Origin of the sequence: Streptomyces sp. NRRL WC-3618, assembly GCF_001280005.1 — a bacterium.
Taxonomy (GTDB): domain Bacteria; phylum Actinomycetota; class Actinomycetes; order Streptomycetales; family Streptomycetaceae; genus Streptomyces.
The window spans coordinates 87,665-101,169 of sequence record NZ_LGDW01000016.1 but is presented as its reverse complement, the minus strand read 5'-3'; the positions used below and the strand labels follow the sequence as shown (position 1 = coordinate 101,169).

The 13,505-nt window shown below is 71.2% G+C and carries 11 protein-coding genes; 7 read left to right on the top strand and 4 right to left on the bottom strand.

All coding sequences use genetic code 11. From position 1 onward, the window contains the following. Positions 1-126 precede the first annotated feature (126 nt). Positions 127-687 carry a hypothetical protein gene (locus ADL01_RS03360; protein ID WP_053740349.1) on the bottom strand — a complete coding sequence of 187 codons (561 nt, stop codon included), beginning with the start codon at positions 685-687 and terminating at the stop codon, positions 127-129. 215 nt (positions 688-902) lie between these two features. On the opposite strand from ADL01_RS03360, the gene fmt reads away from it, so the two are divergent. Further along, positions 903-1,835 (top strand): methionyl-tRNA formyltransferase, encoded by a 933-nt coding sequence (gene fmt / locus ADL01_RS03355; RefSeq protein ID WP_053740348.1) that lies wholly within the window; start codon positions 903-905, stop codon positions 1,833-1,835. A gap of 108 nt (positions 1,836-1,943) precedes the next feature. Next, positions 1,944-3,362 (top strand): RsmB/NOP family class I SAM-dependent RNA methyltransferase, encoded by a 1,419-nt coding sequence (locus ADL01_RS03350; RefSeq protein ID WP_053740347.1) that lies wholly within the window; start codon positions 1,944-1,946, stop codon positions 3,360-3,362. Here the strand turns inward: ADL01_RS03350 and ADL01_RS03345 are convergent. After that, positions 3,343-5,484, bottom strand: coding sequence for an MMPL family transporter (locus tag ADL01_RS03345; RefSeq protein ID WP_053740346.1), 2,142 nt, complete (start codon positions 5,482-5,484; stop codon positions 3,343-3,345). The two genes, ADL01_RS03350 and ADL01_RS03345, sit on opposite strands and share 20 nt — an antisense overlap. Positions 5,485-5,618: 134 nt before the next feature. On the opposite strand from ADL01_RS03345, the gene rpe reads away from it, so the two are divergent. Both rpe and ADL01_RS03335 read left to right on the top strand, forming a co-directional pair. Further along, the gene (rpe, locus tag ADL01_RS03340) at positions 5,619-6,305 is read left to right on the top strand and encodes a ribulose-phosphate 3-epimerase (RefSeq protein ID WP_053740345.1); all 687 of its coding nucleotides are present in this window, start codon (positions 5,619-5,621) and stop codon (positions 6,303-6,305) included. 93 nt (positions 6,306-6,398) lie between these two features. After that, positions 6,399-7,442: a sugar-binding transcriptional regulator gene (locus ADL01_RS03335; RefSeq protein WP_053740355.1), complete on the top strand. Its 1,044-nt coding sequence runs from the start codon at positions 6,399-6,401 to the stop codon at positions 7,440-7,442. A 99-nt stretch (positions 7,443-7,541) separates the two neighbouring features. Here ADL01_RS03335 and ADL01_RS03330 read toward each other — a convergent pair whose 3' ends face one another. Further along, positions 7,542-9,815: an MMPL family transporter gene (locus ADL01_RS03330; RefSeq protein WP_053740344.1), complete on the bottom strand. Its 2,274-nt coding sequence runs from the start codon at positions 9,813-9,815 to the stop codon at positions 7,542-7,544. Positions 9,816-9,989: 174 nt separating this feature from the next. Between ADL01_RS03330 and ADL01_RS03325 the strand changes: the two genes are divergently transcribed. From ADL01_RS03325 to ADL01_RS03315, 3 genes are all read left to right on the top strand, one after another. Next, entirely contained in the window at positions 9,990-10,406 is a 417-nt protein-coding gene (locus tag ADL01_RS03325; protein ID WP_053740343.1) for a barstar family protein, read from the top strand. A gap of 204 nt (positions 10,407-10,610) precedes the next feature. Further along, the gene (locus ADL01_RS03320; protein ID WP_053740342.1) at positions 10,611-12,053 is read left to right on the top strand and encodes a GuaB1 family IMP dehydrogenase-related protein; all 1,443 of its coding nucleotides are present in this window, start codon (positions 10,611-10,613) and stop codon (positions 12,051-12,053) included. A gap of 7 nt (positions 12,054-12,060) precedes the next feature. Further along, positions 12,061-12,513: an Lrp/AsnC family transcriptional regulator gene (locus ADL01_RS03315; RefSeq protein WP_053740341.1), complete on the top strand. Its 453-nt coding sequence runs from the start codon at positions 12,061-12,063 to the stop codon at positions 12,511-12,513. Positions 12,514-12,643: 130 nt separating this feature from the next. Here ADL01_RS03315 and ADL01_RS03310 read toward each other — a convergent pair whose 3' ends face one another. Continuing rightward, a complete protein-coding gene (locus ADL01_RS03310) occupies positions 12,644-13,384 on the bottom strand; it encodes a GntR family transcriptional regulator (protein WP_053740340.1) in 741 nt (246 codons plus the stop codon). Positions 13,385-13,505: the final 121 nt, after the last annotated feature.

The window sequence follows — 13,505 nt, the reverse complement described above, 5'->3', positions numbered from 1 at the left end:
CGGGTGTGGGCCGGCGCCAGGTGGTGGCCGTGTGCGCGCTGACCAGTCGGTCGTGGGGCTCCGCACGCCTCTGCCCTCCCGCGGGTGAAGCGGGAGGGCAGAGGGTGGGGGTGGGCGGTGGTTCTGTCAGCCGTTGCGGGGGCCGGGGAAAGCCGTGGGCCTCACCTCGTCGCGCAGCGTCGGGCTGCCCGCCGTCGGCTGGGTCGGCATGGAGCGGGCCGCCGGGACCGTCGGCACCGTGGGGAGGCCAGTGCCGAGGCCGCTGACGGTGCCCACGCCGACCGTGCGGGTGGTCGCGGTCTCCGTGGCGCGCTCGGCGTCGGCCGCGGCCTGGGCGGCGGCGCGACGGGCCCCGTAACGGCGGTGGGCGGCCTGGTTTGTGACCCCGAGCGCGGAGCCCACCGCGTCCCACGAGAAGCCGAGTGAGCGGTCGAAGTCCACGGCGGCGGTGACCAGGGTTTCGACGCTGTCCCGCAGTTCCTGGGCGAGGCGGACGGTCGGGGCGGGGGCCCGGCCGTAGACGACGAAGCCCGTGGAGGGGCCGGAGCGGCGCGGGCGGTAGACGTTGCCCAACTGGGCGGTGAGGGTGCGCAGTGCGTCCACCTGCCGGCGGACCCGCTCGATGTCCCGCACCAGCAAGTGCAGGCTGGCCCGAGCCTGGGCGTCGTGGGTTGCGTGGTCGGCCATGAACAAGCCTCTCGAACCGGCGTTGAAAAGGATCGGGCCGCGCGAAGTGCGGCCCTTCTGGTCAACCCTTGTGGTCAACTCTTTCTTGACCAACGCGTTTTCGCGTGAGTGGTCACGGTGCGGGGGCGTAGGGACATATGCGTACGCCCCCTGGAGGGCGGTCATAGACTGGTGCGCTGCCCGCAGAATCCCGTCCGAGAGGCCCCCGCCCACCCATGAGGCTTGTCTTCGCTGGTACCCCTGAGGTCGCCGTTCCCGCTCTGGATGCCCTGATCGGGGCGGAACGGCATGAAGTGGTCGCCGTCGTCACGCGGCCCGACGCGCCCGCCGGGCGGGGACGCAGGCTGGTCGCCAGTCCCGTGGCCCAGCGGGCCGAGGAGGCCGGGATCGAGGTGCTGAAGCCCGCCAAGCCCAGGGACGAGGAATTCCTCGCGCGTCTCAGGGAGATCGGGCCCGACTGCTGTCCCGTGGTCGCGTACGGGGCCCTGCTGCCCCGCGTCGCCCTCGACATCCCCGTCCACGGCTGGGTCAACCTGCACTTCTCGCTGCTGCCCGCCTGGCGTGGCGCCGCGCCCGTGCAGCACTCGATCATGGCGGGCGACGAGATCACCGGGGCCTCCACCTTCCTCATCGAGGAGGGCCTCGACTCCGGCCCCGTCTACGGCACGGTGACCGAGATGGTCCGGCCCAGCGACACCAGCGGCGACCTGCTGACCCGGCTCGCCTTCGCCGGCTCCGGGCTGCTGGCCGCGACCATGGACGGCATCGAGGACGGCACCCTGAAGGCCGTACCGCAGCCCGCCGACGGCATCACCCTCGCGCCGAAGATCACCGTGGAGGACGCCCACGTCGACTGGTCCGTGCCCGCACTCCGGGCCGACCGGATCGTGCGCGGGTGCACTCCCGCGCCCGGTGCCTGGACGGTGTTCCGGGGGGAGCGGCTCAAGCTCATCCACGTCACACCCGTGCCCGACCGCACCGATCTCGCGCCCGGCGTGCTCTCCGTGGGCAAGAACAACGTGTACGTCGGTACCGGGTCCCACGCCGTCGAGCTGCTGTGGGTGCAGGCGCAGGGGAAGAAGCCGATGCGGGCGGCCGACTGGGCCCGGGGCGTGCGGATCGCCGACGGCGAGGTCCTCGGGGCCTGAGCCGTTCGCATGGCCCGCACCAGTGGCGCACCGCGCTGGTTCGGGCCGGTCTGCCACGACGTACGCTGGAAACCGCACCCCCTTTCCCATATCCGGAGCACCTTTTTCGTGAGCGAGCAGCCCCGTCGGCCCCAGAAGTCCGGCAAGCCCTACCGTCGGCCCCAGAAGGACCCCGTCCGCATCCTCGCCTTCGAGGCCTTGCGGGCCGTGGACGAGCGGGACGCGTACGCCAACCTGGTGCTGCCGCCGCTCCTTCGGGCGGCCAGGGCGAAGGGCGACTTCGACGGGCGGGACGCGGCTCTCGCGACCGAGCTGGTGTACGGGACGCTGCGCAGGCAGGGGACGTACGACGCGGTCATCGGTAAGTGTGTCGACCGGCCCCTGCGCGAGGTCGATCCGCCGGTGCTCGATGTGCTGAGCCTCGGTGTGCACCAGCTGCTCGGGACGCGGATCCCCACCCACGCCGCCGTGTCCGCCTCCGTCGAGCTGGCCCGGGTCGTGCTCGGCGACGGGCGGGCCAAGTTCGTCAACGCCGTGCTGCGCAAGGTCGCCCAGCACGATCTCGACGGCTGGATCGAGCAGGTCGCGCCGCCCTACGACGAGGATCCCGAGGACCACCTCGCCGTCGTGCACTCGCACCCCCGGTGGGTCGTCTCCGCCCTGTGGGACTCCCTGGGCGGTGGCCGCGCCGGCATCGAGGAGCTGCTCGCCGCCGACAACGAGCGGCCGGAGGTCACCCTGGTCGCCCGGCCCGGACGGTCCACCACCGAGGAGCTGCTCCGCGAGGAGGCGGCCGTGCCGGGGCGCTGGTCGCCGTACGCCGTGCGGCTCGCCGAAGGCGGGGAACCCGGGGCCATCGACGCCGTACGGGACGGACGGGCGGGCGTGCAGGACGAGGGCAGCCAGCTCGTCGCGCTCGCCCTGGCCAACGCTCCGATCGAGGGGCCCGACAAGGCCTGGCTCGACGGGTGTGCCGGGCCCGGCGGCAAGGCCGCGCTGCTCGCCGCCCTGGCCGCCGAGCGGGGCGCGCTGCTGCTCGCTTCCGAGAAGCAGCCGCACCGGGCCGGGCTGGTCGCGAAGACGCTGGCCGGCAATCCGGGGCCGTATCAGGTCGTCGTCGGGGACGGGACCCGGCCGCCGTGGCGGGCCGGCAGTTTCGACCGGGTGCTGATGGACGTGCCGTGCACCGGGCTCGGGGCGCTGCGCAGGCGGCCCGAGGCACGCTGGCGGCGGCGGCCCGAGGACCTGGACGGTTTCGCGCCGCTTCAGCGCGCGCTGCTGACCACCGCGCTGGAGTCGGTCCGCGTCGGCGGGATCGTCGGCTACGCCACCTGCTCGCCGCACCTCGCGGAGACCAGGGCAGTCGTCAGCGACCTGCTCAAGCAGCACCCGAACACCGAACTCGTCGACGCCCGCCCGCTCCTTGAGGGTGTGAGCGACCTCGGCGACGGTCCCGACGTACAGCTGTGGCCGCATCTGCACGGGACCGACGCCATGTATCTGGCCCTCATCCGCCGGACCGGCTGACCTTCGCGGGGGGCTCCGGGGCCCTGGCCCCGCCGTCCTCCCGGGCCAGCCGGTGCGGCCACCAGATCTTCGGGCCCACGTCCAGGAACAGGGCCGGGACCAGCACCGACCGGACCACCAGGGTGTCCAGAACCACGCCCAGGGCCACCGCGAAGCCGATCTCGGCGAACGCCACCATGGGCAGCGTGCCCAGGGCCGCGAACGTGCCGGCCAGGACCAGGCCCGCCGAGGTGATGACCGCGCCCGTCGCCGCCAGGCCCGTCACCACACCCTTGCGGGTGCCGAGGCGGGCTGTCTCTTCGCGGATACGGGTGGTCAGGAAGATGTTGTAGTCGATTCCCAGTGCCACCAGGAACACGAAGACGAACAGCGGGAAGTCCGTCGACTCACCCGCGTAGTCGAACAGGTGGCGGAAGGCCAGGGCGCTGATGCCCAGGGCCGCCGCGAAGGACAGCACCACCGTGCCGATCAGCAGCAGCGGGGCGATCAGGGCGCGCAGCAGGGCGCTGAGGATCAGCAGGACCACTGCCAGGACCAGCGGGATGATCAGCAGGTTGTCGTGCGTCGTCGCCCGGTCCATGTCCAGCAGAGCCGCCGTACCGCCGCCCACCTGGGCGTCCGCCTCCGGCACCGCGTGCACGGCGTCCCGGACCCGGTCCACGGTCCGTTTCGCGGCCTCGCTGTCCGCGGGGGCGGTCATCGTGGCCTCGAACAGCACCCTGCCCTCGAAGGACGGCTTCGTGCCCGGCGGCAGGCCGAGGGACGTCGGCTCCACCCCGCGGGTTCCGGCGACCGCCCGGCCGACCTGCTGGGCCTGCGCCTCGTTGCTGACGATGACGAGCGGATCGCCGCTGCCCGCCGGGAAGTACCGTGCGGACACCTGCTGGCCGACGATCGAGTCCGGTTTGTCGGTGAAGGCATCGGCATTGCTCAGCCCCTCGGCGCGGAGCTGCATCAGGCCGAACGAACACGCGACCAGGGCTGCCGCCGTGACGCCCCAGACCATGCGGGGGCGGACGGCGATACCCCGGCCCACACGGGCCAGCAGGCCGTGCTCGGTCGGGTCGGCCGAGCCGTTGCGCGGGATCACCGGCCAGAAGATCCACCGGCCGCAGATCACCAGCACGGCGGGGAACAGCGTCATCATGGCCAGCAGGGCCACCGCCACCCCGATCGCCGCCACCGGGCCCAGGCCGCGCGTCGAGTTCATCTCGGCGGCCAGCAGCACCAGCATGCTGAGCACGACGGTCGCGCCGGACGCGATGACGGCCGGGCCGGCGCGGTGCAGGGCCAGCGCCATCGCCTCATGGCGGTCCTCGTGCCGGCGCAGCTCCTCCCGGTAACGGGCGACCAGGAGCAGGGCGTAGTCCGTCCCCGCTCCGAACACCAGCACGGTGAGAATGCCGGCGCTCTGGCCGTTCACCGTCAGGCCCGCGTGTCGGGCGAGGAGGTAGATCAGCGCCTGGGCGGTGAGCAGGGCCGCGACCACCCCCAGCAAGGGTGCCATCAGCAGGGTGGGGCTCCGATAGGTGAGCAGCAGCATGACGACGACCACGCCCATCGCGGCGAGCAGGAGCGTCGAGTCGATGCCCTCGAAAGCCTTCGAGAAGTCGGCGGACGTACCGCCGGGGCCCGTGATGTGCACGCTCAGCCCGGCCGCACCGGGAGCGGCGGCGCGGATAGAGTCGACGGCGGGCGCGATCCGCTGCCAGCCCTTCTCGTCCATCGTGATGGGTACGAGGATCTGCGCGGCCCGGGGGTCAAAGGCGCGGTCGTACACCGGGCCCCGGGTCTCCGCGCCCCGGATGCCGTGGTCCCGCAGCTTCCTGATCTGCGCCGCGTTCTTCGTGATCAGCGCCCGGTCCGCCGTCGTGAGGCCGCCCTCGCGCGCGTAGACGACGATCGCGGGGATCTGCTCCGGCCTGAAGTCCTCGGAGAGACGCAGCACCTGGGTGGACTCCGCGGACCCCGGCAGCCAGGACGCGGCGTCGTTGTCCTGGGCATCGGTGAGTTTCTGGGCGAAGGGTGCGGCCAGAAACAGCAACACCAGCCACAGGACCAACACCAGCCACTTGGCCCGCCGCCCACAGACCAGGTAGGCGACCCCACGGTTCCTGTTCATGCCGACCTCGCCCGGTCCCACCCAGGGGCGCGGGGACCTGCGCGAGCAACCACGATGGACCCGCAGGCCACACACCGCCCCTGCCACGACGGACCCGCCCGCACAACCCCCGGAGGGCATGGCAGTCTTGGGGTATGGCCGTGCAGATCAACCCCAGTATCCTGTCCGCGGACTTCGCCCGACTCGCCGAGGAGGCGAAGGCGGTCGAGGGCGCCGACTGGCTTCATGTCGACGTGATGGACAACCATTTCGTACCGAACCTCACCCTCGGTGTGCCGGTGGTGGAGTCCCTGGCACGGGCGACGGACACCCCGCTGGACTGTCACCTGATGATCGAGAACCCCGATCGCTGGGCGCCGCAGTACGTGGAAGCGGGTGCCGGGTCCGTCACCTTCCATGTGGAGGCCGCCGCCGCTCCGGTGCGGCTCGCCCGTGAGATCCGGGCGAAGGGCGCGCGGGCCTCCATGGCCCTCAGGCCCGCGACCCCGATCGAGCCGTACGAGGATCTGCTGCCCGAACTCGACATGTTGCTGATCATGACGGTCGAGCCCGGTTTCGGCGGCCAGGCGTTTCTCGACATCATGCTCCCCAAGATTCGCCGCACCCGCGAGTTGATCAGCAAGCACGGCCTCGAGCTGTGGCTCCAGATCGACGGAGGCGTCTCCGCGGCCACGATCGAGCGTTGCGCCGAGGCCGGCGCCGACGTCTTCGTCGCCGGATCGGCGGTCTACGACGCCGCGGACCCGGCCGAGGCGGTACGCGCGCTGCGCGCCCAGGCGGAGTCGGCGACCGCGGGCGCGAGCTGGGCGTGCGACCACTGAGCCAAGGGAACGTGAACGACGTACTTCTGGGCAGATCGAGTACGCGGGATCTGACAGGATGAACGGCGGATCCAGAATGTGAACAGCAGCGATGTGAAGAGCAGTGAGGAGATCGCCGTGTCGGGTATGTCGGCGGGCCGGTCAGCCATGCGGATGGGACCCGCTGAGCTGGTGCAGGCGGCGGCCATGGCCCGCCGCTTCTACCTCGAGGGCAAGTCCAAGATCCAGATCGCCGAGGAGTTCGGCGTCAGCCGCTTCAAGGTGGCCCGGGTCCTGGAGACCGCTCTCGAACGGGATCTGGTGCGGATCGAGATCCGTGTCCCGGCCGAACTGGATGCCGAGCGCTCGGACGCGCTGCGTGCCCGGTACGGCCTCCGGCACGCGGTCGTGGTCGAGTCCCCGGCCGAGGCACAGGAGTCGCCCGATCCCGAGAACCTCGGTGAGGTTGCCGCCGATCTGCTCGGCGAACTGGTGAACGAAGGTGACGTACTGGGCCTCGCCTGGGGCCGCTCCACCATCCACATGGCGGCCGCGCTCGATCGGCTGCCCCCCTGCACGGTGGTCCAGCTGACGGGCGTGTACGACGCCGGAACCGCCGAGCGCGGCTCCGTCGAGGCGGTCCGGCGCGCCGCCCAGGTGTCCGGCGGCGACGCCCACCCGATCTACGCCCCGATGCTGCTGCCCGACGCGGCGACCGCCGCCGCGCTGCGCAACCAGACCGGGATCGCGCGGGCCTTCGAGTACTTCGACAAGGTCACGGTCGCCTGCGTCTCGATCGGTTCCTGGGAGGCCGGCATCTCGACGGTGCACGACATGCTCAGCGACGAGGAACGCGGCCACTACGCGTCCCTCGGGGTCGCCGCCGAGATGTCCGCGCACCTCTTCGACGCGGACGGGCGCCGGGTCGGCCGGGACCTCGGGGAGCGGTGCATCACCGTCAAGACGGACCAGCTCCGCCGGGTCCCCGAGGTCGTCGCGATCGCGGGCGGGCAGCGCAAGGCGGCGGCGATCGACGCGGTGCTGCGGTCCGGGCTGGTCACCAGCCTGGTGACGGACACCTCGGCTGCGGACTATCTGCTGACGGCGGGTCCGACGCCGAAGCCGGCGCTCCACAGGGCGGACCCCGACGGGATCTGACCGGATCTGATGAGATCCGACGGGATGTGAAGGTGTTGCGGGCGATGCCCGGGTGCGCTTCAGGGCCCGGGCACCGCTCTGTTCAGCGGGCCGCCGTCCTCAGTCGTCCGCGCCGCCCTCCGCTTCCACGTGCGGCAGAATCCGGTCGAGCCAGCGGGGCGTCCACCAGGCACGAGCGCCCAGCAGCGTCATGACCGCCGGCACCAGCAGCAGTCGTACGACCGTCGCGTCGATGAGCACGCTCACGGCGAGCCCCAGGCCGAGCATCTTCACCACCACGTTGTCGCTCACGACGAACGCGGCGAAGACGCTCACCATGATGAGGGCCGCGCAGGTGATCACCCGAGCGGTGATCTCCAGGGCGTGGGCCACCGACGCCCGCGCGTCGCCCGTACGCAGCCAGGCCTCGTGGACGCGCGAGAGCAGGAAGATCTCGTAGTCCATGCTGAGCCCGAAGATGATCGCGAACATCATCATCGGCACATAGCTCTCGATGGGCACCTTGCCGTTCACCCCCAGCGCGGGCCCGCCCCAGCCCCATTGGAAGACGGCCACGACGACGCCGTACGAGGCCGCGATCGACAGGACGTTGAGCACGGCCGCCTTCAGCGCCACCAGCAGGCCCCGGAAGACCGCCAGGATGATCAGGAAGGCGAGCGCGACGACCACGCCGATGATCAGCGGGAGACGGCTCGCGACGATGTCACGGAAGTCGACCTGGGCGGCGGTCGTGCCGGTCACATAGCCGTGCGCCGCCGTCCCGGAGACGGCGTCGGGCAGGGTGTCGTCGACCAGGCGGTTCGTCAGGTCGGTGGTCGTCCCGCTCTGCGGCGCGGCCTTGGAGTAGACCGTACCGACCAGCACGTCCCCGTCCTTCGTCGCGGTGAGCGGGGTGACGGTGGCGGCGCCCGGTACGTCCGTCAGCGCCTTGGACGCCTTCGAGGCGAGCGCGGAGCGCTGGTCGGCGGGCACCTTCGTCTGGTCGATGACGACGGTCAGCGGGCCGTTGGAGCCGGGCCCGAACGACTGCGCCATGATGTCGTACGCCCGCCGGTCGGTGAACGACGTCGGATCGGCGCCGTCCCCGATGTGGCCGAGCTGGATGAACAGCACCGGGATCGCCAGCACCAGCACGACCACGATCCCGCCGGCCAGGAACCACCAGGGGCGCCGCTCGACGCGCTGCGCGTAGCGGTGCCAGGTGCCGTCTCCGTCCGAACTGGCATCCGCATCGGTATCGGAATCCGTGTCGTCGGCGCCGGCCTCGGCGACCGGGCGGCGCACCCGGTAACGGTCGATACGGCGGCCGATGAGCCCCAGCAGCGCCGGGACCAGGGTGAGGGCGCCCACGACCGCCGAGACCACTGTGACGGCGGCGGCCACGCCCAGCTTGCCGATGAAGCCGACCCCGGAGACGAACAGCCCGGCCAGCGCGACGATCACCGTGCACCCGGAGACCAGGACGGCGCGCCCACTGGTGGCGGCGGCGCGGCCGGCCGCGTCTACCGGATCGTCGCCGTCCATCAGGTTCTGCCGGTGCCGGGTGATCAGGAACAGCGCGTAGTCGATGCCCACGCCGAGGCCGATCATGGTGGCCAGGGTGGGGGAGACCGTGGCGAAGGTGAAGGCCGCCGCGAGCAGCCCGAGGCAGGCCAGTCCGCCGATCACGCTGATCAGCGCCGTCAGCAGGGGGATGCCGGCGGCGAGGACACTGCCGAAGCCGACCAGCAGGACGACGATCGCCACGGCGAACCCGATCAACTCGCTGATCCGGTCGTCCGCGGCGGGCCGGGCCAGCTCGCCCAGCGGTCCGCCGTACTCGACCTGTACCCCGGCCGACCGCAGCGGTTTCACCGAGTCGTCGACGCCGTGGAGGTAGTCGTCGCCGAGGGTGGACGGCTGGACGTCGAAGCGGACGGTGATGTAGCCGGTCTTCGCGTCGCTGGACAGCGGGCCGACGGTCTGCTTGCCGGAGGGCTGGGACCCGGGCGGCGGCAGCGGGTTCTGGACGGACAGGACGTGGGGGAGTTTCTGCAGGTCGGTGACCGTCTGGGACATCTGGGTGGACACGGAGGTCAGCGGCTTGGCCGAGTCCCGCAGGACGATCTGGCTGGCGTAACCGCCGGCTGCCGGATCGTGCTTCTTGAGGACGTCGAGGCCCTGCTGCGACTGGACTCCGGGCAGGGAGAAGTTGTCGGAGTACTCGCCGCCGAAGGACCGGTTGAGCACCTGGAGCGCGACGAGCGCGATCAGCCAGGCCACGATGACGACCACGAAGTGCCGGGCACACCACTCGCCCAGCCGGCGCAGTCGCCCACGCGGGTCCTTCCGTCCACCTGATGCTGGTGCTGGCGTTGCTGTCTGCGATGACATGCGCGGCTCCCGCCGGAGACTGGCCGATCTTCTTCATTGGCCGATCTTCCTCATTGAACGACTCGCCGATCACCGTGTCCTGTCGGGAGTCCTTCGTTGTCATGAGGCGGGCGGTGGGATCTACTACAGCGATGATCACTTCAACCCTTCGCGCATCCACCCGGCGGTACTGAGATGACCGACCACCCGCTCGCCCCCGTGTTCGCGGGCAGCACGCCCGCCGGTGTCCTGTCCTGGCCCGCCGCCCTGCCGGCCGAGCGCGCCCTCGAAGCCGCCCGCGAGGCCGGCTGGGAAGCCGCAGACCTCGACCTCACCAACGTGTCGGACAAGGCCGGGCTGATGACGGCCTGCGCCACCGCGATGCGGTTCCCGGACTACTTCGGCGCGAACTGGGACGCACTCGCGGACTGTCTCAGCGATCTGGCGGGATGGCCCGCGAGCCGTGGCCGGCTCCTCCTCGTCCGCAACTGGCAGGCGTACGCGGCGGCCCGGCCCGAGGAGTGGAACACGCTGCAGGAGATCTTCGCCGACGCCGCCGCGCACTGGCGGGAGACGGAGACGGGCCTCGCGGTGGTGATGGTGCTCGCCTGAACACCGCCACCATCGCTATCACCGCTACGGCGATCCGTCACCGTCCGGCATCGTTGTCGGAGGATTGCACGATCCGGCCGGGGATCCGTCCGGACGATCCGACCAGGCGGTTTCAGGTCACCGGCATGGGACAATGAGGTACGTGCTCTTCCCCCTGGCTGTCCTGTCCGGGGGCAACCTCTGATCGACCGGGATGTGCAGCACGTGCGTTTCCTCAACGACATCCAGCCCCCGTACGACCTGACGTACGACGACGTCTTCATGGTCCCCAGCCGTTCCTCCGTCGGCTCCCGGCAGGGCGTGGACCTCAGCTCCCCGGACGGCTCGGGTACGACGATCCCCCTGGTCGTCGCCAACATGACCGCCATCGCGGGCCGCCGGATGGCCGAGACGGTCGCGCGGCGCGGCGGGCTCGTCGTGATCCCGCAGGACATCCCGATCGAGGTCGTCACCGATGTCGTCTCCTGGGTGAAGAGCCGTCACCTCGTCCTCGACACGCCGATCGTGCTCGCACCCCACCAGACCGTCGCCGACGCCCTGGCCCTGCTGCCCAAGCGGGCGCACAACGCGGGTGTCGTCGTCGACGCCGAGCGGCGGCCGGTCGGTGTGGTCACCGACGCCGACCTGTCCGGTGTGGACCGCTTCACCCAGCTCTCCGAGGTCATGTCGAAGGACCTCCTGCTCCTCGACGCCGACATCGACCCGCGCGAGGCCTTCAACCGTCTCGACAGCGCCAACCGCCGGTACGCGCCCGCCGTCGACGCCGACGGCAAGCTCGCCGGCATCCTCACCCGCAAGGGCGCGCTGCGTGCCACGCTCTACACGCCGGCCACGGATGTGAACGGCCGGCTGCGGATCGCCGCCGCCGTGGGCATCAACGGTGATGTGGCCGGAAAGGCGCAGCAACTGCTCGACGCGGGCGTCGACACGCTCGTCATCGACACCGCGCACGGCCACCAGGAGTCGATGCTCAGCGCCATCAAGCTGGTCCGCGACCTCGACCCGCACGTCCCGATCGCCGCCGGCAACATCGTCGCCGCCGAGGGCGTCCAGGACCTGATCGAGGCAGGCGCCGACATCATCAAGGTGGGCGTCGGACCGGGCGCCATGTGCACCACGCGCATGATGACGGGCGTGGGCCGGCCGCAGTTCTCGGCGGTCCTGGAGTGCGCGGCCGAGGCGAAGAAGTACGGCAAGCACGTGTGGGCGGACGGCGGGGTACGCCACCCCCGCGACGTCGCGATGGCGCTGGCCGCCGGTGCGTCCAACGTCATGGTGGGCTCCTGGTTCGCGGGGACGTACGAGTCCCCGGGCGACCTCCAGCAGGACGCCGCCGGGCACCTCTACAAGGAGTCGTTCGGCATGGCGTCGGCGCGTGCGGTGCGCAACCGTACGTCGGAGGAGTCGGGGTACGACCGGGCCCGCAAGGCGCTGTTCGAGGAGGGCATCTCGACGTCCCGGATGTTCCTCGACCCGGCCCGTCCGGGCGTCGAGGACCTGATCGACTCGATCATCGCGGGCGTCCGCTCCTCCTGCACCTACGCGGGCGCCAACTCCCTCGAGGAGTTCGCCGAGAAGGCCATCGTCGGCATCCAGAGCGCCGCCGGGTACGCGGAGGGCAAGCCGCTCCACGCCAGCTGGAGCTGACGCGGACGTGCTGAACGATCTCGACGAACGCATCGTGCACGCCCTCGCCGAGGACGCGCGTCGTTCCTACGCGGACATCGGGCAGTTGGTCGGACTGTCCGCGCCCGCCGTGAAGCGGCGCGTGGACCGGCTGCGGGAGAGCGGGGCGATCACCGGGTTCACCGTGCGGGTGGATCCGGCGGCGCTGGGCTGGGAGACGGAGGGGTTCGTCGAGATCTACTGCCGGCGGAACACCTCGCCGGAGACGATTCGGCGGGGGCTGGAGCGGTATCAGGAGGTGGTGGCCGCGTCCACGGTGACGGGGGAGGCGGATGCGGTGGTGCAGGTTTTCGCCTCTGACATGCGGCACTTCGAGCGGGTGCTCGAGCGTATTGCCGGGGAGCCGTTTGTTGAGCGGACCAAGTCCGTGTTGGTGCTGTCGCCTTTGCTGCGGAGGTTTTCTTCGGGGTCGCCTACGTAGGGGGGCGCTGGGGTTTGGTGGCGGGTGCGGGTTCGTTGTGGCTTGTCGCGCCCACGCGGCGGAGCCGCAGACGTCACAGCCCCGCGCCCCTTGGGCCCGGCAACTCCGCAGCGCTCCTTTGGGGTTGCCGTTAGTCGGCTGGTTTTCTTGCCAGGGCGTTGTTCGCGATCGAGTTGTGGATGCTGAAGCTGACGGCGTCGCCCCGGTAGCGGTCGTCCGACCATTCGACAGGGCGGCCCTCCCGCGTAGTTGTCACTCTGCGGACCCTCAGGAGAGGGCTCGTGCGGCGGATGTCCAGGAGGTCGGCGTCCTGGGCGCCGGCCGCCACCGCGTCGATGACGTGTTCGCCGTATGCGAAGACCAACCCCGTGTCCTCGAAGAGGCGTTGGGTGACCGAGGGGCAGTCCGGTTCGATGATCTCCACGGACGGGGCGATCCAGTCGGCGTAGACCGTGCGTTCCAGAAGGACCGGGTCGCCGTCCAGGCCGCGTACCCGCAGGACGTGCAACACCCTTGTCTTCTCGCGGAGTTGGAGGCGGATCGCGTCCTCCGTCGTGGCCGGGCGGTACTCCTGGTGCACCACCTGGCCCGTGGCCTCGCGGCCCATCGCGCGGGCCCACTGGGCGAAGCTGCGCAGTTCCTCGAAGGTCTGGCTGCGGCGGCTGGCCAGCACCACCCGGCGGGCGCCCTGGCGGGAGCCGATGAGGCCCTCGGCCGTCAGGGCCGCGACGGCCTGGCGGACCGTGCCGCGGGCGACGCCGTAGTGGGCGGCGAGTTCCGTTTCCGCGGGAAGACGGCTGCCGACCGTGTACTGCTCGCGGTCGATCGCCCGGCGCAGTTCGTCGGCGATCTCCTCGTGTCGCGCCGTCATGCTTCCCCTCCGGGTTCGTCGCTGTGCACAGCGTGACCAGCCTAATCGACATCCGAGACCGGTTCACGGGCAGCGAGACTGTGCAGGAAATCGGTGGCCAGGGTTTCGCCAGTGTTCACGA

Coding starts and splice junctions, on each gene's coding strand:
- ADL01_RS03330 (WP_053740344.1), bottom strand. CDS start 9,815: ATGTCATCGCAGACAGCAACGCCAGCACCAGCATCAGGTGGACGGAAG.
- ADL01_RS03325 (WP_053740343.1), top strand. CDS start 9,990: ATGACCGACCACCCGCTCGCCCCCGTGTTCGCGGGCAGCACGCCCGCC.
- fmt (WP_053740348.1), top strand. CDS start 903: ATGAGGCTTGTCTTCGCTGGTACCCCTGAGGTCGCCGTTCCCGCTCTG.
- ADL01_RS03360 (WP_053740349.1), bottom strand. CDS start 687: ATGGCCGACCACGCAACCCACGACGCCCAGGCTCGGGCCAGCCTGCAC.
- ADL01_RS03310 (WP_053740340.1), bottom strand. CDS start 13,384: ATGACGGCGCGACACGAGGAGATCGCCGACGAACTGCGCCGGGCGATC.
- rpe (WP_053740345.1), top strand. CDS start 5,619: ATGGCCGTGCAGATCAACCCCAGTATCCTGTCCGCGGACTTCGCCCGA.
- ADL01_RS03345 (WP_053740346.1), bottom strand. CDS start 5,484: ATGAACAGGAACCGTGGGGTCGCCTACCTGGTCTGTGGGCGGCGGGCC.